The sequence below is a fragment of the Rhodococcus sp. WMMA185 genome (assembly GCF_001767395.1).
In the GTDB taxonomy this organism is placed as follows: domain Bacteria; phylum Actinomycetota; class Actinomycetes; order Mycobacteriales; family Mycobacteriaceae; genus Rhodococcus_F.
In genome coordinates, this window is the sequence record NZ_CP017014.1 from 3,630,017 (window position 1) to 3,654,381 (window position 24,365).

A 24,365-nucleotide genomic window follows, 5' to 3' on the forward strand; every position below is an offset into this window, starting at 1 on the left:
GTGCCACTGACGAGAGTAGAGAAGCTTTGAGTTCCAATCAAACCTCACTTACGTCTTTTGGTGAACAAAGTCCGATGTTCACCGGTTATTTCACCAATTGGTGAACAGCAGGTGGTTGATCGCCAGCGCGCCGACAGCCTGCGCTGCCAGCCAGAATCTGTGACTACCCTTCGGTAGGAGAGCCGGAGCGGTGAGCAGCCAGACTGCGAAGGGCAACCAGATCCGTTCGGTCTCGGCCTTGCTCAACCTGCTCAGGTCCGCAATCACCACGATCACGAGGGCCGCGACCACAAGAACCGGGATTGGCGACAACGACCGCAATCGCGACCAGGAAAATGCACGAGGCACAGCGGCGGGCACTGCGACTCCCACCGCACAGACGAGCGCCGCGAAGTTCGCCCACCCCCAGTACGCGAACGGCCGGTCCGCGGCGATGCCCTGGTAGTAACGCTCCTGGACCAGCGTGTATCCGTCGAACCACCAAAACCCGTACGCCGTGAAGATCGCAGCAACAGCCAGCGCCCCGATCACAGCGCCGAGGAGCGGTCGCGCATTCCGGGCTACGAGCAGCACTGCAAGGGCCAGTACGCCCATCAACACCAGGCCGTAACTGAGGTAGACGCCGAATCCGAGCAGCACGCCCGCGCCGAGCGCAGCCACCCACGGATACCGCACACTCCGGGAAGCCGAGAGAGCCAGTAGCGCAATCCCCCAGGCGACGACGCCGGTGAAGACCGCGTCAGCCGAGGCGGCGATCCAGATGACCGCCGGCGCCAACGCCAAGAATGGCGCGGCCCGGCGCGCCATCGCCTCGTCACCCAGTGCACGGACCGTTACGATCACCGCAACCGCAGCGCTCGACCCGACCGCAACACACAGTGCGGACGCCCAGGCCCCACCGCTCAGTCCGATCCGATCGAGCCACACGAACGTCAGGACCGCACCGGGTGGGTGCCCGGCGACATGCGTAGTCCACGAATCGGGTTGGTAGTCCAGGATTCTCTGCGTAAAACCGTGAAGCATCGACGGAATATCGGTGATTGCCGGCACTTCGTGCAGATACTCGTCCCTGGATGTGAGCCGGTCGACGAAGCCACGCTGCCACCCGTCCACCATGGCCAACGACATCGCCCACGCTGCGCCGATCAGATACGTGCCCACCGCCAGCCGGCGCCAGGACAGACTCTGCGCCAGCGATGGGCCCCACAAGACCATCGCGATCGCGATGAGGACAGCGAACGGAGTGCCCCAGCCGACGTGCACATCGCGGAAGCCGAAGAGTGGGGCTGCGTCGGCGAAGTCCTTGACCGTTTGCGCCGACCGGTTGATGATCGGAGTGATGGTCTCGTTGCCCATATACGGGACCACGAACGCGACCGCGACGAGTACGAGAGCCAGCACCGCACCCACAACATCGCTGCACCGAAAGTTCCGCCTACGAGCATGCTGGGTAGATCGGATGACGTCATCTCCCTTGGCGAATTCCGCACTCGCGCCCAGCATAACGAGGAAAGATGACCTCATGGTCGAACACTCCGTGTCTCACCTGCCAACCGCGGATATCGCCGTCATCGGTGGAAGCGGCTTCTACTCGTTCTTCGACGAGAACGCCGCCGAGATCACGATCGACACCCCGTATGGGAGTCCCACTGCACCGATCACGGTTGACGAAGTCGAGGGCAAGAGGGTGGCTTTCTTGCCGCGACACGGCGTTCACCACGAATTCGCCCCGCACACAATCCCCTATCGCGCAAACATGTGGGCACTGCGCGTGCTCGGGGTGCGTCAGGTGTTCGCCCCCTCCACAACTGGCAGCCTCACCACTGAGCTTCTGCACGGCTCGATGGTGATACCCGACCAACTTGTCGACCGCACGAGCGGCCGCAAACAGACCTACTTCGATACCGGCACCGTGCACGTCCAGTTCGCCGACCCGTTCTGTCCCGTTCTCCGCAAGGCGGCATTGCAGCCGGGGACGGTCGACGGCGGCGTACTCGTGGTGATTGAGGGACCTCGGTTTTCGACCCGGGCGGAGAGCTTGTGGTTCGCTCGGCAGGGCTGGAGCCTGGTGAATATGACAGGCCACCCCGAGGCTGTCCTCGCACGCGAGCTCGAGATGTGTTACGCAGCCATCGCACTGGTCACCGATCTGGACGCGGGGATCGAGGTGGGTGAAGGCGTGCGAGCCGCGGATGTTCTTGCCGAGGTCGACCGCAATCTCGAATCATTGAAGGCACTGGTACGTTCAGCGATCGCCGCCGCACCCGCGGCCGCCTGCGATACTTGTCGAGTCCACGAGGGAGTGACCCTCCCATTCGAACTTCCATGACTCCGACCCGGATACTACTGACGGGTGCTGCCGGATTCATCGGCAGCCATGTTCACACGCTCCTGTCCAGTCGAGGTCACGACGTCGTGGCCGTGGATGCACTGCTCCCGTCCGCCCACGGAACAGAGTCCGAGGAACCGGAAAGCGTTCGGCGGGTGGATGTCCGCGACCTGACCACCTTGAAGGAGTTACTCAGCGGTGTCGACGTGGTGTGTCATCAGGCCGCCGTCGTCGGGGCGGGAGTGAACCCGAGCGACGCCCCCGCATATGCCAGCCACAACGATCTCGGAAACGCGACAGTGCTCGCGGCGATGCACGAAACGGGCTGTCACCGTTTGGTACTGGCATCGTCGATGGTCGTCTACGGCGACGGACGGTACCGCAATGCCCGCGGAGAGACCGTGCTCCCTGCGCCGCGCCGGCCCGAGGACCTCGCGGCGGGCAACTTCGACACCACCGACCCGGCCAGCGGTGAGGCACTCGATTGGGAACTCGTCGAGGAGGATTCACCGCTGCGGCCGCGGAGCCTGTACGCCGCGAGTAAGGTCGCACAGGAAAACTACGCCCTCGCCTGGTCGTTGGCTACCGGTGGAAGCGTGACCGCCCTGCGCTATCACAACGTGTACGGCGAGCACATGCCGCGAGGAACGCCCTACTCCGGTGTGGCGGCGATGTTCCGCTCGTCCCTCGAAGCCGGTGAACCACCGCGCGTATTCGAGGACGGCCGGCAAATGCGCGACTTCGTGCACGTCCACGATGTCGCCTCGGCAAACGTGGCGGCCATCGAGGCCGCACTTACCGGATTCTCGGTGTTCAACGTCTGCTCGGGACGACCGATCTCGATCGGAGAGGTGGCAGCAACTCTTGCGCAGGCCTGCGAAGGCCCCGAACCCGTCGTCACCGGCGAGTACCGCCCCGGCGATGTGAGGCATATCGTCGCAAGCCCTGAGCTGGCCGGCGAAGTGCTCGGATTCCGTGCACAGATACCGCCGGAAACGGGTCTCGCGGCGTTCGCGCACGCACCCCTGAGGTCGGCGACACCGGCAGGGCCGCCTCGTGTCTGAGCGAACACCGACCGCCGCACCCGACGTCACCGTCGTCATCCCCTGTATGAACGAGGCCGGTTCCCTACCCGGAGTACTGGCAGCGATTCCCGACGGATACCGGACAGTGGTCGTGGACAACAACTCCACCGACGACACCGCAGACGTCGCCCGCGCCCACGGCGCGTCGGTGATACGTGAGCAGATCCCGGGATACGGTTCCGCCGTTCACGCGGGGGTACTTGCCGCACGAACTTCCGTGGTCTGCGTACTGGACGGCGACGGATCGATGAACGCGGGTGAACTTCCGCGACTCGTTGCCTCATTGGACTCGGGCGCCGACCTTGCGGTGGGACGCCGCAGGGCAGATCGCCGCGGAGCGTGGCCGCTCTACAGCAGACTCGGCAATGCCGTCCTCGCCGCTCGGCTTCGGCGTCGATACGGACTGCCGGTCCACGATCTCGGTGCGATGAGAGCCGTGCGCCGTCAGGACCTACTCGACCTGCATGTCGACGACCGAAGGTCCGGGTATCCGCTGCAACTTCTCGTCCTCGCCGGACGTGCGCATTGGCGGGTCGTCGAGCACGACATCACCTACCGCCCTCGCACCGCGGGAAGCTCGAAGGTGTCAGGTTCGCTGAAGGGGACGATCGTTGCCCTGCACGACTTCTGGAAGGTGATCGCGTGACCCTCGACGTAGTGGTCCTCGTCGTCGCAAAGGCGCCTGTCCCAGGTTTTGCGAAGACCAGGCTGGCATCGGAGATGGGCGACGTCCGAGCCGCCGAGCTCGCGGCGGCTTCGCTGCTCGACACCCTCGCCGCCGTCGAGGCAGCAGATGTCATGCATCGAGTCGTCGCAATGACCGGCGATCTCGACAAGGCAGTCGGAAACGGAGACATCTCGGCGGCGCTGGGCGGTTTCACCGTGATATCGCAACGTGGTGACGGCCTCGCGGAGCGCCTGGTGAACGCACACGCCGACGCATACGCAATGTTCGGCGTGCCAATCCTTCAAATCGGGATGGACACCCCACAGGTGAGCGCGGCACTTCTCGAGGAATCGGCGGCGACCCTGACCCGGAACGAGCAGTGCGTCCTGGGACCGGCCGAAGACGGTGGCTGGTGGGTCCTCGGCGTGCCGGACGCGGCGGCAGCGGAGGCGATACTTTCCGTTCCGATGTCCCGTCCGGACACGGGCCGACTCACCCGAGATGCCCTTGTCGCGAGCGGGATGGAGGTCGTGGACCTGCCGATGCTCCGCGACATCGACTACGCGGCCGATGTCGCACCGGTCGCGGCTCTGTGCTCGGCGTCCAGTCGGTTTCGTGCCGTGAGTGGCTGTTGAGCTCGCACGGGCTGCTGCCGGTTACCCGAACTCGCCGTGCCTACCCGCTCCCGCGGCGAACCGTGCAGCCCCCTCGAGTGTCCCGTTGGCCAGAGAGATTGTGCCGCGTCGAAATTCGTTCATGAGGGCATGATCCTCGGTAAGTCCGGCCTGCTCGAGCAGCGACAATCGATCCTGCCTCATGCATACCTGCGGAAAGGCAGCGATCTCCCGGGCCAACTCCTGGGCTGCCGCGATTGCACTGCCCGCCTCGACTTTCCGGTTGATCAGCCCCATACTCAGGGCTTCGTCGGCATCTACCGGGCGCCCGGTCAGGACGAGATCCATCGCGCGGCCCTCACCGATCAGGCGGGGCAGGCGAACAGTCCCACCATCTATGAGAGGAACGCCCCAGCGTCTACAGAACACCCCCAGGATGGCGTCCTGATCGGCAACTCGCAGGTCAGCCCACAGCGCCAACTCCAACCCACCGGCCACGGCGTGTCCCTCGATCGCGGCGATGACGGGTTTGCTCAATCGCATCCGAGAGATACCCATCGGCGCATCCCCGTCGGGCGCGACCCGGTTCCCTGTTTCCGAGCCAATCGCCTTCAAATCTGCACCGGCGCAGAACGTTCCACCCTCACCGTGCAGGACCGCCACAGATGCATCCGCGTCGGCGTCGAAAGCGCGGAAGGCATCGGCGAGCGCCTCGGCGGTGGGCCGGTCCACCGCGTTGCGCACCTCGGGTCGGTTGAGGCTGATCGTCGTCACCGGGCCGTCCTTGCGGACGAGTACGAGATCCGGAGTCATGGAATTCGCCTTTCCTCGCTGGTACGGCGACGCTAGCACCACTCGGCCACCCTTGACGCAAGAACGGAACGGGTGTTCACTTCTTCATATGGCCTACCGGCGCACACCCGCGGTCCAGGAACGATTGGACGCACTTCGCACCACGCTGGTCGATTCTGCGATCGGGCTGATCTCCCGCCACGGATACGGTGGGTGCTCGATCTCGGCTGTCGCGGCAGAAGCCGGCGTGGGCACCGGCACGGTGTATCGGCACTTCACGAACAAGGGCGAACTCTTCACGGAGGTCTTCCGCATCGTCTGCAGCCGGGAGGTGAGCGCCGCCGTCGAGGCCGGAAATACCGCCCGCAACATCGAGGGCAGCTACGTGGCAGCAGTCTCCGCATCGGTCCGCACCTTTGCCGAGCGGGCGCTGCGCGCACCGACGCTTGCATACGCCCTGCTCGTAGAACCAGTGGACCCGCAGGTCGACACCCAACGCCTGCTGTTCCGGGAGTCGTTCCGGGATGCGTTCGCTGCCACGATCGAGGCTGCCATCGAGTCCGGAGAGATTCCGGAACAGGACGCCTCCTTGACCGCGGCCTGCATCGTCGGCGCCATCGGCGAGGCGCTTGTCCTGCCCCTGGCGCGCGGAGTCGGAGACTCCAAAGGAATCGGAGTCGGAGACTCCAAAGGAAACGGAGTCGGTGACCCCAGGGGGTCGCCCGACGGCGCGATCATCCCCGCTCTTCTCACTTTTACGCTTCGATCTCTCGGGAGCCCCGAATGACTGCCACACATGAGGTCTTCAACCAAGTTCCTCCGCTGACCAACTTCGACGCCGCCGACTACCCGCCTCTTCTCGACGCGTTGCAGCGGGAGGGCGCTCATGAATCGCTCGACGAGGTACACGACGTCGGGCGACTCGCAGGCAGCGAGGAAGCGCAGCGACTCGGCGACCTAGCCGAAGCGCACCCTCCGATCCTGCGCACACACGACCGCTACGGGCACCGCATCGACGAGGTGGAGTACGACCCCGCCTATCACACGCTGATGACGACGGCCGTCGAGATGGGGTTGCACGGCGCCCCCTGGGCGGACCCGAACTCGCACGCCCACCTGGTGCGGGCCGCGAAGATGTCGGTGTGGGGCCGTGTCGACGCCGGGCACACCTGTCCGATCTCCATGACCTACGCCGTGGTCCCGGCACTGCGGCACAACCCCGAATTGGCGCAGCAGTACGAGCCGCTGTTGACCACCAGAATCTACGATCCGACACTGCGACCGGCGCACGAGAAGGCCGGGCTGATCGCCGGGATGTCCATGACGGAGAAGCAGGGCGGGTCCGATGTGCGCGCGGGCACCACCCGCGCCGTTCCGCAGTCCGACGGCAGCTACCTGCTGACCGGGCACAAGTGGTTCACCTCGGCTCCGATGTCGGACATCTTCCTCGTCCTCGCCCAGGCACCCGGTGGACTGTCATGCTTCTTCCTGCCTCGCATCCTGCCGGACGGCACCCGGAACCGAATGCACCTGCAGCGCCTCAAGGACAAGCTCGGCAACCACTCGAACGCGAGCAGCGAGGTCGAATACGACGAAGCGGTGGCCTGGCTCGTCGGTGAGGAGGGGCGGGGTGTCCCCACCATCATCGAGATGGTCAACATGACCCGCCTCGACTGCACCATCGGCACGGCCACCGCAATGGTCGCCGGCACCGCGCAAGCAGCCCACCATGCCGTCCACCGCAGCGCTTTCGGCGCCCACCTGGTCGATCAGCCATTGATGCGGAACGTGCTCGCCGACCTCGCGATCGAGTCGGAGGCATCGACAACCGTCGCGATGTGGCTGGCCGCGCTCACCGACCGTGCGACCGCAGGCGACGCGCACGCCACCGCCCTGCGCCGCATTTCACTGGCGGTCAGCAAGTACTTCGTCTGCAAACGCGGACCGATCCACGCCGCCGAGGCACTGGAATGTCTGGGTGGAAACGGGTACGTGGAAGACTCGCGCATGCCGCGGCTGTACAGGGAAGCCCCGCTGCTGTCGATATGGGAGGGCTCCGGCAACGTCGCAGCACTCGACACCCTGCGTGCGGTGGCAAAACAGCCGGAATCGCTGCAAGTATTCTTCGACGAACTCGGCACGGCCGCGGGCGTCGACTCCCGGTTGGACGCTGCGGTCGAGAATCTGAAGACGGCTTTCGGCGACCCCGAAACCCTCGAACACCGGGCCCGACGCGTGGTCGGCGACATGGCGCTCGCGTTGCAGGGGTCTCTACTCATCCGCCACGGACACCCGGCGGTCGCGGACGCTTTCTGCGCCAGCCGTCTGTCCGGGGACTGGGGCAGCGTCTTCGGTACGCTGCCGACCGGTGTAGACACCGCCGCAATCATCGACCGCACAACCCCGAAGGTGGGATTATGACCGACTACGACAACCAGTCCGGCACCCGGCCCGCCGCATGGCGCGAAGGCTGGGGCGAGGGCGGAGACTCCCTGTTCGCAAGCCCGACACCCGACCGCGACGAAAAGGCCACCGAGTATCGGACCCTCACATACCAGGTGACCGGACGCATCGCCCGGATCACGTTCAATCGACCGGAACACGGCAACGCGATCACCGCCGATACCCCTTTCGAGATCGCCGACACCGTCGAGCAGGCCGACCTCGATCCTCGGGTCCACGTAATCCTGCTGTCGGGCCGCGGAAAGGGATTCTGCGGCGGATACGACCTGAATGTCTTCGCCGAGCACCGCGGGTATTCGGGCGACGGACGGGCGACGGACGGGACGGTGCTAGACCCTAACGTCCAGGCGCGCAATCACGACCCAGGCGGCAACTGGGATCCGATGGTCGACTACGCCATGATGAGCCGATTCAACCGCGGCTTCGCGAGTCTGCTTCACGCGAACAAACCGACGGTCGCAAAGATCCACGGCTTCTGTGTAGCCGGCGGCACCGATATCGCGCTGTTCTGCGACCAGATAATCACTGCAGCCGACACGAAAATCGGCTATCCCCCGACCCGGGTGTGGGGAGTGCCCGCGGCGGGTATGTGGGCGCACCGCCTCGGCGACCAGCGAGCCAAACGCCTGCTCCTCACGGGAGACTGCATCAGCGGACGGCAGGCGGCCGAGTGGGGGCTGGCGGTGGAGTCTGCGCCACTCGATGAACTCGACGAACGCACCGAGAACCTCGTCCAGCGGATAGCGCAGATGCCGATCAACCAACTGATGATGGTCAAGCTCGCGCTGAACAGTGCGCTGCTCGCACAAGGTGTCACCACCTCGGCAATGGTCAGCACCGTCTTCGACGGTATGGCCCGGCACACCCGGGAGGGCCACGCATTCCAAATGCGATCGTCCACCGTCGGATTCCGCGAGGCGGTCAGGGAACGAGACGAACCGTTCGGCGATCACAAGCGGCAACAGTTCGAGCAGAAGTGACGCTTTCCGCAGCCAGGAGAAGCGGACACCACGCGATCAGCATTCCCCTACTCAGGCGGCTAATCACCGTTCGGTCGAGGGATCTCGAGCCGTCGGTTCGAGAAGTCACGTAGGCACGCGGAAGACTGCCTCGAGTGTGGCCGCATCACCGAACGTTCGGCTGACATCAGCCACGCAAATCGCCTAGGCGCAATCGCGGCAGATCAGCTGGCCGCCCGCCTCCGAGGCGAGGCGCGAACGGTGATGCACTAGAAAGCAACTACTACAGGTGAATTCGTCATCCTGCTTGGGCATGACACGAACGGTGAGTTCTTCACCGGACAGGTCTGCGCCGGGCAGTTCGAACGACTCCGCCGTGTCAGTCTCCTCGACATCGACGACGGAAGACTGTGAGTCGCTCCTCCGCGTCTTCAGTTCTTCGAGCGAGTCCGCGGCGAGTTCGTCGTCGACGGTAACCCGTGGTGCGTCGTAGTCGGTTGGCATGACTTCCTCCCGTAGGCTCAGGGTTCTTAGTTGGGTGAAATTTCTTTTGTTGTTGGGCGCGGTTGCTAGACAACGAGCCGATCCTGCATTTTGTTCCCGGGACGGCTACACGATCTTTCGAGGCCATCTTTCGGGGACATGGAATGCCCGTTCCGGACCCATCTCAATCACTCGACCCGGAAGGTCGTTCAGACGGTGACGGACGGCCATTACCAAAGTAGAGGATCTAGCTCCCGGGATCCGATCATCGTTCCGACTGCTGGTACGCAACCGACGCTCCACTATAGGGAAGCCTCACTTTTGTGCAACTCGGGGGTCCGGATTTCGCTCGATGCGGTGGTCGTACCGGCGACATCACGGACGCTTCGGACATCTGAGACGTGACTCACCCTGGACCCCGCTCCGCCCCTCACGCCTCAGCGCGCCGACGCCCGCTCCAGCCCCACAAAGATGGTTCCGCTTAGCGGAACGGTCCAACTTCCCATTCCACCCCTCGAGACGGTAGCCGCTTCGCGATAGTCGAATTGAAGTTAATTACTTTCTATTGTTTTCCAAACAATCCAATCCAGCATTTCCACAATTTGGTGCGAATCGAAAGTCTGACAACAAGGCCCAGTTGAATTATCGGGACGAGGAATTCGCTTATCAGTTGGGTAGGTCGGATATTCGTACGCATAGAAAATGTCTGATTCCGGCCGAAAACTGAAAACCGTTGCAGGTTAGGCAAGTACAACAGTGTCGTGAACCATGGACCGTGGACCGACTGAAGGAAAGTGGGACACAATCGCGGAACGACGAGATGAGCAGGGCTTCGGCGAGTACGTACCCGAACCGGCAGCGGGTGCCGCTGAGTCCATCGGGAATAGATCTCCGCAGGGAGCGTTGATACCCACAGGTAGTTGAATGATCAATCATATGAGGAGACGTCATATGCCTGCCATAACGGTGGAAAATATCCTTGCCTTGCCGCGCATCGACGCGCCCGCACCGCGCGCCGTCGACCGCCCGGTTCGTTCCCTGACCACGGCCCCGACCGGATATGAGGGCGAAGGCTTCCCCGTTCGCCGCGCCTTCGCCGGCATCGATCTGGCGGCGCTGGACCCCTTCGTCCACATGGACCAGATGGGCGAAGTCGACTACGCACCCGGTGAGCCCAAGGGAACGGCCTGGCATCCGCATCGCGGCTTCGAGACCGTCACGTACATGATCGAGGGAATCATGGAGCACCACGACTCCAGCGGCGGTGGCGGCACTATAGGTGGCGGAGACACCCAGTGGATGACCGCAGGTGGTGGCATCCTTCACATCGAGGCTCCGCCCGAGCACCTCGTATTGAGCGGCGGCCTGTTCCATGGAGTCCAGTTGTGGGTCAACCTGCCGCGCGAGAACAAGATGGCCGCGCCCCGCTATCAAGACATCACCGGCCGGAAGGTGGCTCTACTGTCTTCACCGGACGGGGGCGCGCTCGTTCGTGTCATCGCGGGCGAGGTAGCCGGGCACCACGGCCCGGGCTCGACCTATACGCCCATCAGCCTCGTCCACGCGACGATTGCCCCGGGCGCGAGCCTGACGCTGCCGTGGAACCCTGAATTCAATGCGCTGGCGTATGTCCTCGCCGGCGATGGCCTCGCCGGTTCCGAGCGCAGGCCGATTCGCATGGGTCAGACGGTCGTCTACGGCCGTGGTGACACCATCACGATCTCCGCGACCGATACCCAGGACTCGAGAACCAAGTCCCTCGAGGTGTACTTCCTCGGAGGCAAACCGATCCGTGAACCCATCGCAATGGCCGGACCGTTCGTCATGAACACCCGGGCCGAGGTGCTGCAGGCGTTCGACGACTTCCAAGCCGGGCGGTTGGGATCAGTTCCCGCCGCACACGAGTCGCTCGACTGACGCAAGGCCGGCACAGCCCGCAACCGGTTCCGGAAGAACTCAGCGGCGGCGGATCCTCGCGTCGATGCGATGGATCCGCAGGTCGCTGCGCGGGATTCGGAACGTCTCGACTACCCGCACTGTGGCGAGGGTGCGGCCGAACAGTCCGGCGTCGAGGAGGTAGTCGGCGGTGACGTCATCGCCCTCCACCGACCATGTGCAGTCCCGAATAACCCGGATCAATCGGTACTGGGGCCCACCGGAAAGACTTCGGCGCAAGTGATCCCCGGAGAACGCCGTCTTGATCCCGGCCTCGTAGCGGACTGCGCGTGGCTCGATCGGCACCGAGTTACCGTTGCGACTCAGCAGCGCATCGAGGTAGGCCCGTGCGACATCGACCTGATCGTCCATCTCAGTAGTCGAACATCTCGAAAGACTCGAGCACCAGGGTTTGCGCATCATCGCAGCTAGGCGCCGACGCAGCCACGGACGCCGTCAATCGATTGCCGGGTCTGCCGTGTTCGCTCGGGGGGCTCGACGGCGCCTCGGTGTCGAGCACCCCACCTGGATAGAAGTAGTAGTGGCAGTCGAACGAGTCCCGGAAGTGAGCAAATTCCTTCCCGTCGAGCTCGACCAGTTCGGGTCCACCGGCGCGAGGACGCTCGGGGGACAAGGCGAGCCGGACAGACGCCCGGTCACCGCCACGGAGAGTGATATGGCATTCGTAGGGGCGCGCGCCCGGCAGGAACACCTCGACCCCCCGGTCGGACAGCTTCTCGACTACTGCACATGGATCCTGCTGTGCCAGGGGAATTCCCGGACCCATCGACTCCGGAGAGTGGAGCTTGCCCGCTACCGATCCGGCCACGGTGCGGGCCTCCGCACAGTCGTCGCCCGCAGGAGAATCCCCCAATCTCCCGGCGCCGTCGAGGTACGACACGTGTCCCCAGCGCCCCGCGACCGCCGCCTGAGTAGCTACCGCGGGCAAACGGAAGTAGAGCGTGCACGTTCCCGGCACGGACCCGACAGCGGGGCGAACCTCGAGTCCCGACATCGTCTCGCGGGCGCCGGTTTGCTCCGATGGTTCACGCTCTCCCACGGTCACCTCTACCCACGCCGGGTCGGCGGCCCTGCCATGGAAAGGAACCAGTTCGGCGTGACAGGTGGAGAGATCGCCGACCGGTCCATACGCGGTGAGCTCACCGAACGAGGCGACCAATTCCGCATCGAGAAGTCCACACGGTTCGATGTCGCGCGCCGCCTGTGCAACGGCCAGTTCCCCACGAACGAAAGCGCTCACCGGTTGGCCGTAGACCAGTTCACCCGCGACCTGCGGCGCACCGTCAACCGCGACCCCACAGGACGCGAGGAGCACTGCAAAAGCACTGGCCAACAGCGGTGATGCCGCCACCTTCCTGCGTCCCATCCGCAATCCCTCCCGCACGCACTCCACACCCTGCCACGCTTTCCGCTACGCCCGGGGTAAAGTGCTGAGTATGCAGCGCGCACTCCTCCTCGGTTGCCGCGACGGGGTCTGATCCAGACTGGCCTCCCGTCGCGGGGTTTTGCGTGCGCCGGTCGACATAGTCGCTGGACTCACAAGGTCCACCCCAAACCTGGAGATCAATCCCATGTCCCCCGCTGACGCCTTTACTTCCGGATCGCGCACCATCACGCCGCCTTCCAAACCAGCTCCCGCCGACCAACCGGTGTGGAACACCCAGAAGAATTCGTCGATGCCGACGTTCCGCTACCGTCCCTTCTCCGAGGAAGTGGAACCGGTCTCGCTGCCGGACCGCACGTGGCCCGACAAGGTCATCGACCGCGCCCCGCAGTGGTGCGCCGTCGACCTCCGTGACGGCAACCAGGCTCTGATCGATCCGATGAGCCCCGCCCGCAAGCGGCGCATGTTCGAACTGCTTGTGCGGATGGGCTACAAGGAGATCGAGGTCGGCTTCCCGTCCGCCAGCCAGACGGACTTCGACTTCGTCCGCGAGATCATCGAAGACGGAGCGATCCCGGACGACGTCACCATCCAGGTGCTCACGCAGTCCCGCCCGGAACTGATCAAGCGCACATTCGAAGCCTGCGAGGGCGCGAACAAGGTGATCGTCCACTTCTACAACTCCACATCCATCCTGCAGCGGAGGGTGGTGTTCAAGGCCGAGCGCGACGTGATCACGAAGATCGCAACCGACGCGGCATCCCTGGTCCTCGAAGAGGCGAAGAAGTACCCGGACACACAGTGGCGCTGGGAGTACTCCCCCGAGTCGTACACCGGCACGGAACTCGAGTACGCCAAACAGGTGTGCGACGCCGTCACCGAGGTGCTGCAGGCCACCCCTGAGAACCCGGTGATCTTGAACCTGCCGGCCACCGTCGAGATGGCGACGCCGAACGTGTACGCCGACTCCATCGAGTGGATGCACCGCAACCTGGCCCGCCGCGACTCGGTCATCCTGTCGCTGCACCCGCACAACGACCGCGGTACGGGTGTGGCCGCGGCAGAGCTGGGCTACCAGGCGGGCGCAGACCGCATCGAGGGCTGCCTCTTCGGCAACGGTGAGCGCACCGGAAACGTTTGCCTGGTGACCCTCGGACTCAACATGTTCACCCGCGGTGTCGACCCGCAGATCGATTTCTCGAACATCGACGAGATCCGCCGCACCGTTGAGTACTGCAACCAACTGCCGGTCCACGAGCGCCACCCCTACGGCGGCGACCTCGTCTACACCGCGTTCTCCGGCAGCCACCAGGATGCGATCAACAAGGGACTCGACGCGATGAAGTTCGACGCCGATTCCCAGGACTCCGACGTCGACAACATCCTGTGGGCGGTCCCGTACCTGCCGATCGATCCCAAGGACGTGGGCCGGACTTACGAGGCCGTCATCCGCGTCAACTCACAGTCGGGCAAGGGCGGCGTCGCCTACATCATGAAGGCCGATCACGGCCTTGCCCTGCCTCGGCGCCTGCAGATCGAGTTCTCCCAGGCCGTTCAGCACATCACCGAGGGCGAGGGCGGCGAGGTGTCGCCGAAGGAGATGTGGGACGTCTTCTACGAGGAGTACCTGGCCCCGATCAGTCCTCTCGAGCGGATGAAGCAAAAGGTCACGGCGTCGGAGACCGACGACGGCATCGACTCCATCACCGCGATCGTGAAGGTCGACGGCAAGGAGGCCGAGATTTCGGGCAGCGGCAACGGCCCACTCGCCGCGTTCGTCGACGCGCTCTCCACGATCGACTTCGATGTGCGCGTGCTCGACTACTCCGAGCACGCCATGTCTGCCGGCGACGACGCCCGGGCGGCCGCCTACGTCGAGACCGCGGTGACGCTCCCCGACGGCCGCACCAACGTGGTGTGGGGCGTAGGCATCGCGACCTCGATTACCACTGCCTCGCTACGCGCCGTCGTTTCGGCGGTCAATCGGGCATACTGACCCTCGACTACACCCTCGCTGCCGTAGGTACGCACCAAGCGCACCTGCGGCAGCGTCGTATCGAGCGCAGGATCGCCGACTCTCCGGTGTTTTTTCAATTCGGATGAAACAGGCACCGTAACAACGGGTTACATGTAGTTTCCGCAGAACACCGCGGCCGATGGAAATTCGGCTGGAATTCCCCCGCACAGCCGACACACGTGTGCGCCGCACAGCCGACATCCGTGTGCCCCGCACAGCCGACATGCCGGTACCGGAACCTCCGCGAAGGAGTCAGTCCACCGCAGAAGTTACGCGCGGGTACAGATTTTCGAGGTTATGCTCACATTTCCCGAGCATCGGCCCTGCAAGAACGTAGGAACCGACGATCACGTTCGGGACGCCTCACCTGCAGTCGAGCGTGCTGTTTAGAAGTGAACGTGCTGGCCGAGCCAGCACCCGACCCCGGGCAAACCGAGCCTTGGTCATCCAAACCACTTGCAGTTCAAGGGCTTTACGGAAACGGAGCGACGATTGATGTTCAAGCGAATAGCGATAGTCAACCGCGGCGAGGCCGCGGTCCGCCTGATTCGTGCCGTGCGCGAACTCAACGCCGAGCACAACTACGGCATCCGGACCATCGCTCTCCACACCGAGGCTGAACGCCGCGCGATGTTCGTGCGGCAGGCCGACGAAGGTGTGTGCTTGGACACAGTAAAGACAGGATCTGCGTATCTCGACCATGCCGAGCTGGCCCGTGCATTGCGTGAGAGCAGGGCCGATGCGGTCTGGGTTGGCTGGGGCTTCGTCGCCGAGGATCCTGCGTTCGTCCAGGTCTGCGAACAACTGGGCATCACGTTCATCGGCCCGTCTGCCGAGGCTATGCGCCTGCTGGGCGACAAGGTGGAGGCCAAGCTTCTCGCCGAGAAGGTCGAGGTTCCTGTCGCTCCATGGAGCGGAGGACCCGTCGCTACTCGCGCAGATGCCAGGCGCCACGCCCAGGCCATCGGCTACCCGCTCATCATCAAGGCCCGAAGCGGCGGCGGTGGTCGAGGGATCCGCAAGGTGTGGTCCGAAGACGAACTCGAACTCGCACTCGACCGCACCCAGGGAGAGGCTCAGCGGTCCTTCGGCGATCCCGTCGTATTCATCGAGCGACTGGTCACCGACGCACGCCACGTCGAGGTGCAGGTCATCGCCGACAACTTCGGCAACGTCTGGGCTCCCGGTGTGCGCGATTGCTCCATCCAGCGCAAGAACCAGAAGGTCATCGAGGAATCGAGTTCGCCGCTGCTCACCGCCGAACAATCGAATCACTTACGGGCCGTCTCCAGCGAACTCGTGCGCGCGGCCGGCTACCACGGCGCGGCTACGGTGGAGTACCTGTACCAGCCCGAACAGAAGATGTTCACCTTTCTCGAGGTGAACACGCGGCTGCAGGTGGAACACCCCATCACCGAGGCCACCACGGGCATCGACCTGGTGAAGCTGCAGATCCTCGTCGCCAGCGGTGAACCGCTCCCCGGCGACTGCCCGACCGAATTCGGCCATGCCATCGAGGCCAGACTCAATGCGGAGGACGCAGCCAATGGCTTCGCTCCCGCCCCCGGGGCCGTGCAGCTACTGAAGTTCCCTCTCGGCAGCGGCCTGCGCGTCGACACCGGCATCGCTCAGGGTGACGTCATCCCGCCCGACTACGACTCGATGGTCGCCAAGGTCATCGCCTGGGGCCGGGACCGCTCCGAAGCGCTGGCCCGCCTGCGGACCGCTCTGCGCGAGACCACAGTGGTGCTGCGCGGCGGCACCACCACCAAATCGTTCCTGCTGGACCTGCTCGATCGCGAGGAGGTCATCTCCGCTTCGGCGGACACCGGCTGGCTCGACCGTATCGACGCGGGCGCGTCGAACATGCCGACTCGCACTGCGGGCGCCGCGCTGATCGCCGCCGCCATCGAGGTCTACGACGCGGAGGAGAGGATCGAACGTCAGGCCTTCCTGTCCTCGGCACGCGGCGGCCGACCGCGCGCCGGCCACGCGATTGGTCGCAAGGTCGAGCTCAGCTACCAAGGTCAAAGCTACAGCCTCGCCGTCGCCCAGGTCGGCGCCCACCGCTACCGCGTTGACCGGGATGCCCCCGAGGTCGAGGTCGAGGTCGACCGTCTGAGCGAGTTCGAGAGCCGCCTCGTGATCGGCGGGCGTCGCTACCACGTCGTCACCGTCGCTGGTCGCGCCCAGTACCTGGTCGAGGTCGACGGCATCAGCCACCAGATCAGCCAGGACGAGGCCGGTGTCGTGCGCGCTCCGGCTCCCGCTGTCGTAGTGGCTGTGCCGGTGTCCGTCGGTGACGAAGTCGAGGCCGGCGCCACCCTGGTCGTTCTGGAGAGCATGAAGATGGAGACGGCTGTCCGCGCGCCCGCCGCGGGCCGGGTGCGAGAAGTTCTCGCTATGGTCAATTCGCAGGTGGACGCCGGAACAGCGCTACTGCGCGTCGAGGAAAGCTCCGTGGACGCGGGCACACACCGTTCTCCGCGGGTCCAATTCGACGTGGGCGCCCCCGCCTCGCACGGTGACACCCGAGCAGACGCGCTCGAGCAACTCGACGCCCTCGGCGCGCTCCTGACCGGTTACGACGTCAGCGCCAAGCGGGCTGGAGAGCTACTCGCGGAATACGACAGGCTGTGTGCCGACATCGTCGGCGATCCGGAGTTGGTGGCGGCGGAACTCACGCTGCTGAACATGTTTGCGGACGTCTGCGAAATCGGGCGCAACCGCCCGACGGTCGGCGAGGAAGACGCGGATGAGCGCGTACACAGTCCGCGCGAGCACTTCCACACCTACCTCCATACCCTCGATGTCGAACTCGAGGGCCTACCGGAGTCATTTCAGACCCGGCTCTCGCGGGCGCTGCGCCACTACTTCGTGACCGACCTCGAGCGCACACCCGAACTCGAGGAGGCGGTCTATCGTCTCTTCCTCGCGCAACAGCGAATGGACAACCAGGTTCCCGTAATTGCTGCACTGCTCGATCGGTGGCTCGACGACGGCGCTCCGGGCCGGGCACCGAACGGCCTCGCGGAGGTCCTGGACCGGCTGGTCATCGCCACTCAGGTCCGCTATCCGTTGATCGGCAACGTGGCTCGTAACGTCCGTTTCCGGTTCTTCGACGAACCCCAGATCCGCAAGGCGCGCGACCAAGTTTACGACCGAGTCCGGGGCAGCATCGAGTACCTGGCCGAACGCCCCGACTCCGACGACTACCAGGAGCGTCTCGACACGCTCATCGCCACCCCTCAACCACTGACCGAGCTTCTCGGGCAGCGGATCGCCCGCAAGAGCCCGACCGTCGGACCGCTACTCGAGGTCGTAACCCGTCGCCATTACGACATCCACACGCTCGAGGACATCAGGTCCTTCGACCGCGACGGGCGGCGATTCGTCACCGGCAAGTTCGAAATGCGCGGGCAGGAAAGGCGTCTCGTCTCGTCCATCGCGGACTACGCCGAGCTGCCCAAAGCGCTGGAGGAGATCGCCGCAGTCGCCGAGGAGAACGCCGAGGACCTCGTTCTCGATCTCTACCTCTCATGGTCCGAGCCTCCGGCCGATTCGGACACCATGTCCGACGATCTCATTTCGGCACTGTCGGTTCTGCCTCTGTCCACTGACTGCCGTCGTGTGACGGTGTCCGTCTTCGGCGGGACAGAAGCGGACGTCCGCACGTTCACGTTCCGTCCCGACTCCGATGTGCTGGTTGAAGAAAAGATCATTCGGGACATGCACCCGCTGACCGGTCAGCGGTTCGACCTGTGGCGCCTCAAGAACTTCGTCGGGACCCGCCTGCCCGGCGCCGCCAACACCTTCGTCTTCAACCTCCAGTCCCGCGACAATCCGACCGACGAACGTCTCATCGCGTTCGCCGAGATCAGTGACATCGCGATCCTCCGCGACGAGGACGGCAGGGTCATCGGCGTCCCCGAGGCAGAGCGCGTCCTGCAGGCTTGTCTCGACGGTATCCGCCGGGCACAGTCCACCCGGGGCGGCAAGCGCCGGTTGGATGTCAACCGCGTCGTCTTGTATGTGTGGCCGAACATCAACGTTCCGCTCGAAGATCTTCAAGCGTTCGCCCGTGTGGCCGCGCCGCTGACAGCAGGAGCCGGACTCGAAGAAGTCACCGTGATCGCCCGAATGCAGGGCGAACCCGGAACGGAATCGAAGGAGAAGGCTCTGCGCTTCTCCTATCGCGCCGGCAGCGGCGTGGCCATGGCCATCACCGACCCACCGACAGAACCGTTGCAACCGCTCGACGAATACACGCAGAAGGTCCGCAGTTCGCGTGCCCGCGGCACCATCTACCCTTATGAACTGATCCCGCAGCTCACCGGTCAGGACGGCAGCTTCGTCGAACACGATCTGGACGAGTCCGGGAAGCTGGTTCCGGTCGATCGGCCCTACGGCCGCAATCGTGCAGGCCTCGTGGTCGGTGTAGTCACTGCCCGCACAGAAGGGCACCCGGAGGGAATGACGCGCGTCGCGCTCTTCGGCGATCCGACAAAGGCCCTCGGCACCGTCGCCGAGGCCGAGTGCGCCCGCCTGGTCGCCGCAGTCGACCTGGCCGAGAAGATGGGTGTGCCCGTCGAATGGTTCGCGCTGTCATCTGGAGCGACGATCTCCATGGACAGCGGCACCGAGAATATGGACTGGGTGTCGCGTGGCCTGCGCCGCCTCATCACGTTCACGCAGAACGGCGGCGAGGTCAACGTGATCGTGGCGGGCATCAACGTCGGTGCTCAGCCCTACTGGAACGCCGAAGCCACAATGTTGATGCACACCAAGGGCATTCTCGTGATGACGCCCGACAGTGCAATGGTGCTCACCGGCAAGAACTCACTCGACTACTCGGGGGGAGTTTCGGCAGAGGACAACTTCGGCATCGGCGGATACGACCGCGTGATGGGCCCGAACGGTCAGGCGCAGTACTGGGCGCCGAACCTGCTCGCAGCGTGCGAGATCCTGTTCGCCCACTACGACCACTCGTATGTCGCTGCCGGGGAACGCTTCCCGCGTCGGGCACCGACCAGCGACCCGATTGGGCGAGACGTGCGGACGTTCCCGCACACCCACCCGTCGAGCGATTTCACCACCGTTGGTGACATCTTCTCAGCAGAATCGAACCCGGAACGCAAGAAGCCGTTCGACATTCGCACGGTGATGCGCTCCCTCGTCGACCAGGACCACACCGTGTTGGAACGGTGGGCCGATATGGCGGACGCCGACACCTCGGTCGTGTTCGACGCTCACCTGGGCGGTTATCCGGTCAGTGTCATCGGGATCGAGTCGCGAGCGATCCCCCGCAAGGGTTGGTCACCGGCCAATGGCCCCGACCAGTGGACCGCCGGAACGTTGTTCCCGCAATCGTCCAAGAAGACCGCTCGGGCGATCAACGCGGCCAGCGGAAACCGTCCGTTGGTGGTCTTGGCGAATCTCTCCGGTTTCGACGGCTCACCTGATTCGCTACGGCACCTCCAACTCGAGTACGGGGCCGAAATCGGACGTGCCATAGTCAATTTCGATGGACCCGTCGTGTTCTGCGTCATCTCCCGCTACCACGGCGGAGCCTTCGTGGTGTTCTCGAAAGCACTCCACGACAACATGGAGGTGCTCGCGGTCGAAGGGTCGTTCGCGTCGGTCCTCGGCGGCGCACCCGCCGCGGCGGTGGTGTTCACCCGTGAGGTCAATAAACGGGTGGCCGCCTCTCCGACGATCCGGCAACTCGAGGCCGACCTGTCGAACGCGCAGACTGACGCCCAGCAGGCTCACCTGCGGGTCGAGTTGGCAGCGCAGCAGGCAGCCGTGCGGAACGAGAAACTCGGCGAGGTAGCGGCCGAGTTCGAGGCCGTACACAACATCCAGCGGGCACAGCGGGTCGGCTCCGTCGATGCCGTGATTCCCGCCGTCGAGTTGCGTCCGTACATCATCGGAGCGGTCGAGCGCGGAATGCGCCGAGCGGTCGAGTCGGCCCAATAGCCGGTACGCGTCCCCCTGGTGGGCGGCCACGACATCTTCGGGTGTCGTGGCCGAAACCATCTCGAGCACAGCACTACACGTGCAGTGAGCGGTGCCTGGATTGCCATACACGTGGGGAAGACGAATGATGCCACTGCCTCACCGTGGAGGCGGCGGCATCATTCGTCCTATCCGGTCCATTGTCAGCTGAATACGCTGCCCGCACCCGAGCCACTTCCGGTCAGTGATCCGAAGTCGATACACAGGGATCCGATGCACGTGTCGATCGCGATCACCGAAACCGTATCGTCACCGCGGTTGGTGACGTAGGCACGGGTTCCGTCCGGTGTGATCGCCACCCCGGACGGGATGTTCCCGACGGAGATCGTTTCGACCACCGTGTTGGTACCGACGTTGATCACCGACACCGTGTCGTCGCCCTGGTTGGTGACATAGGCGCGGTTCCCGTTCGGGGTGATCGCCACTGCAGACGGGGCGTCCCCGACCGGGACGGGTCCACCCACAACCATGTCGGTACCGGTGTCGATCACCGACACCGTGTCGTCGCCCGTATTGGTGACGTAGGCGCGGGCTCCGTTCGGGGTAATCGCCACCCCGGACGGGTTGGTCCCGACCGCGATGGGTCCACCCACAACCATGTCGGTGCCCGTGTCGATCACCGACACCGTGCCGTCAAGCTGGTTGGTGACGTAGGCGCGGGCTCCGTTCGGGGTGATCGCCACCGCGAACGCGCCGTTCCCGACCGCGATGGGTCCACCCACAACCATGTCGGTATCAGTGTCGATCACCGACACCGTGCCGTCGTTGAAGTTCGCGACATAAGCACGGGTTCCGTCCGGGGTAATTGCCACTCCGAACGGGACGTCCCCGACGCCGATGGTGCCGATGACGGTGTCCGCTGCTGCGGTCGCCGTCCCAGCTCCAGCTACGCCGAGCACCATCAGAGCGGTGGCCGTCACTCCCAGCAACAAATGTCGGACGCGACCTTCGACGGTGCGGTATCTACGGAAAGCGCTGTGGCGATTCACATTTTCTCCTACCGAGCGAGGGATAAAACGGATCAACCGTGCCGTGGCTGAGCCGGCAGTCAGAACGAACACCGGCAGCCCATCGGACGCTAACAACAGAATCCGGATCCCGGCCCTGAATCAGCCGAAGCATGCGCGGGCACCACATGAGGTGTGAGCATGTAGTGGGACAAGCGCTTCCCCCTCACTGACGAAGCACTAGACGCATTTCACCTGTTTCGGATGACGCGAATCTCCCCGCGGGGTGCGATAGTCGGGCGCAGACTCACTTCGACTGTGAAATGGAGCGCTGTAATGGACTCGTTCTGGGATTTTCTCTGGTTGATGATCGTCGCTTTCGCCTTCGTGGCCTACCTGATCCTGCTGTTCTCCATCATCACCGACCTGTTTCGGGACCATAAGACGTCGGGGTGGGCCAAGGCCGTCTGGATCTTCTTCCTGTTCTTCATCCCGCTCCTGACCGCACTGGTGTACCTGATCGTCAAGAGCGACGGGATGGCGCAACGGTCGATGGAAGCGGCCAAGGACGCCAAACAGGCACAGGACAGCTACATCCGTTCCGTCGCGGGCAAATCCCCCGCAGAAGAGATCGCCAACGCGAAGAGTTTGCTGGACGCCGGCACCATCACGGAGGAGGAGTACCAGGCTCTGAAGGCGAAGGCACTGGGCTGACGGTCAACTCTCGGCTGACAGTCAACTCTCGGCCGACGGTCAATTCTCGATCCGGCTCGCAACATCCCTGAACGCCCGCAGCACCGTCGCCACCGCAGGCACCTGGTCGGCGTCAGGTCTGTGGGTTAGTTCATAGATGCGGGCGGCACGCACTCCTGCGAGCGGCACTCTGATCACGTCCGAACTGGTGATTGCGTAACGCGGAAGCAGAGCGATGCCGTGCCTGCCCGCAACCAGTTGCTCGATAACGTGAAAATCGTTGATCCGCATGGTCACTCTCGGCTGCACACCAGTCGCTGCGGCGACCGAGAGCAGGACGTCGTCGACGGGAAAACCGCCCCACACGCTGATCCAACTCTCATCGGCCAGCTGTTGCGCGCGCACAGAGATCTGCCCGGCCAAGGGGTGGTCCGGCGGGAGGATCAGATCGATCGGTTCACGCATCAGCGGCTCAGCGCTCACCCGCGGAGAGGACGTGCTCGGGGCACGCTCGTCACGGTGGGTCAGGACCACGTCGTAGTCTGCAAGCAGTTCGGGCACCGCGGATGCCGGCAAATCCTCGTCGCGTGCCTGAACGTCGACGCCACTGCCCGCGAGCAGGTCCAAGAGCGCCGGAAGCAGAAGTGCGGCGCCGGACGGGAACAGAGCGACCCTCACCCTCCCCCGCGGAGACCCACGATAGGCATCCATTTCCGCCGACGCACGGTCGAGAGCCGCCATGACGTCGTCGGCGCGGACCACGAGAGCCTGCCCAGCGTCGGTGAGGCGTAGGCGGCGCCCCTCGGGTTCGAGCAGTGCCACGCCGGCTTCCCGCGCCAGGATCTTGAGCTGCTGCGACACCGCCGACGGCGTCATCGACAAGGCCTGTGCGGTGGCGGCCACGGTCCCGCGGTCCGCCAACTCGCGCAACACACGCAAGCGATTGGCATCCATGTAGTAAAACTACATGGACAGTGCACTTTCTTTCGCTTGACCTGATGGTTTGGTGTCCTCCAGGATTGTCGCCATGACCTCCCGCGACCGCCTGCTCGCGCTCACCGTGGTTGTCCTGTGGGGACTCAACTTTCTGGCTATTCGGGCGGGTCTCGACCATTTCCCCCCGTTCTTCTTCGCGGCGCTGCGGTTCTCGGTCATCGCGATCCCGGTGCTGTTGTTCGTTCCCCGCCCGCAGGTTCCGGTGAAATGGCTGCTTCTCTACGGGTTCGGGTTCGGGTTCGGCCAGTTCGCCTTCCTCTTCTGGGCGATGGACGCGGGAATGCCGACCGGGCTGGCGTCGCTGGTGCTGCAGTCGTCGGCGCCGTTCACCGTTGTCCTCGGCGCGATCCTGCTGCGCGAACGACTGCGGGCGACACAGGTGTGCGGGCTGCTTGTGGCGATGTCGGGCATGGTCCTCATCGGCTGGGACCGCGCCCACAACGCAGCGCTGCTCCCAGTGGTGTTGACGTTGCTCGCCGGCTTGTCGTGGGCGCTGGGCAACCTCGGGAACCGCAAGGCCGCCTCCGATCAACCGATGCGCTTGATGCTGTGGATGTGCGTCGTCCCACCGTTGCCGATGCTGGCGGTGTCGTTCGCGGTCGAGGGTCCCTCAGCCGGCTGGGACGCGCTGGCGTCGTCGCTGGACGGCAACGGCCCGTCGGCTCTTCTCGGGCTCTCCTATCTCGTGATCTTCGGCACCCTTGCGGGCTCCGGGCTCTGGACTGCGCTGCTCAGCCGGTACCCGGCGGGCATGGTGGCACCCTTCTCGCTGCTGGTCCCCGTCGTCGGAATCAGCGCGTCCTGGCTTGTGCTGCACGAAGAGCCCAGCGTGCTGTCGCTGATCGGAGGGGTGATCGTCATCGCTGGGGCCGCCGCCACACAGAGGGTCCGCGCAGTGCGGCCCACCAAACCGACGAACTCGCCCTCCCCTACGCGAGTCGGAGCCTGACCGGGCCCTGTGC

General features: G+C 64.6%; 19 protein-coding genes. 12 read left to right on the forward strand and 7 right to left on the reverse strand.

All coding sequences use genetic code 11. The features are described from left to right. Window positions 1-90: 90 nt before the first annotated feature. Window positions 91-1,503, reverse strand: coding sequence for a hypothetical protein (locus BFN03_RS16330; protein WP_070379886.1), 1,413 nt, complete (start codon window positions 1,501-1,503; stop codon window positions 91-93). Between the two features lie 19 nt (window positions 1,504-1,522). Between BFN03_RS16330 and BFN03_RS16335 the strand changes: the two genes are divergently transcribed. From BFN03_RS16335 to BFN03_RS16350, 4 genes are read left to right on the forward strand one after another with little or no spacing between them, the layout of a single operon-like run. Then, on the forward strand, window positions 1,523-2,329 hold the full coding sequence (locus BFN03_RS16335) for an S-methyl-5'-thioadenosine phosphorylase (protein WP_070379887.1): 807 nt from the start codon (window positions 1,523-1,525) through the stop codon (window positions 2,327-2,329). Next, window positions 2,326-3,393, forward strand: a complete 1,068-nt coding sequence (locus BFN03_RS16340; protein ID WP_070379888.1) for an NAD-dependent epimerase/dehydratase family protein — start codon at window positions 2,326-2,328, stop codon at window positions 3,391-3,393. Before BFN03_RS16335 ends, BFN03_RS16340 begins: the two co-directional genes overlap by 4 nt. Further along, window positions 3,386-4,060 carry a glycosyltransferase family 2 protein gene (locus BFN03_RS16345; RefSeq protein WP_084385652.1) on the forward strand — a complete coding sequence of 225 codons (675 nt, stop codon included), beginning with the start codon at window positions 3,386-3,388 and terminating at the stop codon, window positions 4,058-4,060. The genes BFN03_RS16340 and BFN03_RS16345 overlap by 8 nt, the downstream gene beginning before the upstream one ends. Further along, on the forward strand, window positions 4,057-4,716 hold the full coding sequence (locus BFN03_RS16350; RefSeq protein ID WP_070379889.1) for a TIGR04282 family arsenosugar biosynthesis glycosyltransferase: 660 nt from the start codon (window positions 4,057-4,059) through the stop codon (window positions 4,714-4,716). Before BFN03_RS16345 ends, BFN03_RS16350 begins: the two co-directional genes overlap by 4 nt. Before the next feature lie 21 nt (window positions 4,717-4,737). On the opposite strand, the gene BFN03_RS16355 is transcribed toward BFN03_RS16350, so the two are convergent. Then, entirely contained in the window at window positions 4,738-5,508 is a 771-nt protein-coding gene (locus BFN03_RS16355; protein ID WP_070379890.1) for a crotonase/enoyl-CoA hydratase family protein, read from the reverse strand. 88 nt (window positions 5,509-5,596) lie between these two features. Between BFN03_RS16355 and BFN03_RS16360 the strand changes: the two genes are divergently transcribed. The 3 genes from BFN03_RS16360 to BFN03_RS16370 are packed head-to-tail and all read left to right on the forward strand — an operon-like array spanning window position 5,597 to window position 8,930. Next, window positions 5,597-6,274 carry a TetR/AcrR family transcriptional regulator gene (locus BFN03_RS16360; RefSeq protein ID WP_070379891.1) on the forward strand — a complete coding sequence of 226 codons (678 nt, stop codon included), beginning with the start codon at window positions 5,597-5,599 and terminating at the stop codon, window positions 6,272-6,274. Then, window positions 6,271-7,908, forward strand: a complete 1,638-nt coding sequence (locus BFN03_RS16365; RefSeq protein WP_070379892.1) for an acyl-CoA dehydrogenase family protein — start codon at window positions 6,271-6,273, stop codon at window positions 7,906-7,908. The genes BFN03_RS16360 and BFN03_RS16365 overlap by 4 nt, the downstream gene beginning before the upstream one ends. Next, window positions 7,905-8,930, forward strand: coding sequence for a crotonase/enoyl-CoA hydratase family protein (locus BFN03_RS16370; protein ID WP_070379893.1), 1,026 nt, complete (start codon window positions 7,905-7,907; stop codon window positions 8,928-8,930). The genes BFN03_RS16365 and BFN03_RS16370 overlap by 4 nt, the downstream gene beginning before the upstream one ends. 183 nt (window positions 8,931-9,113) lie before the next feature. Here the strand turns inward: BFN03_RS16370 and BFN03_RS16375 are convergent, their stop codons facing one another. Then, complete coding sequence (locus tag BFN03_RS16375; RefSeq protein WP_070379894.1) at window positions 9,114-9,413, reverse strand: DUF4193 domain-containing protein; 300 nt, start codon at window positions 9,411-9,413, stop codon at window positions 9,114-9,116. Between the two features lie 930 nt (window positions 9,414-10,343). Here BFN03_RS16375 and BFN03_RS16380 point away from each other — a divergent pair. Further along, the gene (locus tag BFN03_RS16380) at window positions 10,344-11,309 is read left to right on the forward strand and encodes a pirin family protein (RefSeq protein WP_070379895.1); all 966 of its coding nucleotides are present in this window, start codon (window positions 10,344-10,346) and stop codon (window positions 11,307-11,309) included. Window positions 11,310-11,348: 39 nt separating this feature from the next. Here BFN03_RS16380 and BFN03_RS16385 read toward each other — a convergent pair whose 3' ends face one another. After that, window positions 11,349-11,699 (reverse strand): hypothetical protein, encoded by a 351-nt coding sequence (locus BFN03_RS16385; protein ID WP_070379896.1) that lies wholly within the window; start codon window positions 11,697-11,699, stop codon window positions 11,349-11,351. A gap of 1 nt (window position 11,700) precedes the next feature. Further along, complete coding sequence (locus BFN03_RS16390; RefSeq protein WP_070379897.1) at window positions 11,701-12,714, reverse strand: hypothetical protein; 1,014 nt, start codon at window positions 12,712-12,714, stop codon at window positions 11,701-11,703. Window positions 12,715-12,919: 205 nt separating this feature from the next. On the opposite strand from BFN03_RS16390, the gene leuA reads away from it, so the two are divergent. Beyond that, entirely contained in the window at window positions 12,920-14,728 is a 1,809-nt protein-coding gene (leuA, locus tag BFN03_RS16395) for a 2-isopropylmalate synthase (RefSeq protein WP_070379898.1), read from the forward strand. A 516-nt stretch (window positions 14,729-15,244) separates the two neighbouring features. Continuing rightward, window positions 15,245-20,728: an ATP-binding protein gene (locus BFN03_RS16400; RefSeq protein WP_070379899.1), complete on the forward strand. Its 5,484-nt coding sequence runs from the start codon at window positions 15,245-15,247 to the stop codon at window positions 20,726-20,728. A gap of 182 nt (window positions 20,729-20,910) precedes the next feature. Here the strand turns inward: BFN03_RS16400 and BFN03_RS16405 are convergent, their stop codons facing one another. Continuing rightward, window positions 20,911-21,756 (reverse strand): YncE family protein, encoded by an 846-nt coding sequence (locus tag BFN03_RS16405; protein WP_232320301.1) that lies wholly within the window; start codon window positions 21,754-21,756, stop codon window positions 20,911-20,913. Window positions 21,757-22,050: 294 nt separating this feature from the next. Here BFN03_RS16405 and BFN03_RS16410 point away from each other — a divergent pair, with 294 nt between their 5' ends. After that, window positions 22,051-22,428, forward strand: coding sequence for an SHOCT domain-containing protein (locus tag BFN03_RS16410; RefSeq protein ID WP_070379901.1), 378 nt, complete (start codon window positions 22,051-22,053; stop codon window positions 22,426-22,428). A 39-nt stretch (window positions 22,429-22,467) separates the two neighbouring features. Here the strand turns inward: BFN03_RS16410 and BFN03_RS16415 are convergent, their stop codons facing one another. After that, a complete protein-coding gene (locus tag BFN03_RS16415; protein WP_070379902.1) occupies window positions 22,468-23,361 on the reverse strand; it encodes a LysR family transcriptional regulator in 894 nt (297 codons plus the stop codon). 73 nt (window positions 23,362-23,434) lie between these two features. Between BFN03_RS16415 and BFN03_RS16420 the strand changes: the two genes are divergently transcribed. Then, window positions 23,435-24,352, forward strand: coding sequence for an EamA family transporter (locus BFN03_RS16420; protein ID WP_070379903.1), 918 nt, complete (start codon window positions 23,435-23,437; stop codon window positions 24,350-24,352). The last annotated feature ends 13 nt before the right edge of the window (window positions 24,353-24,365 follow it).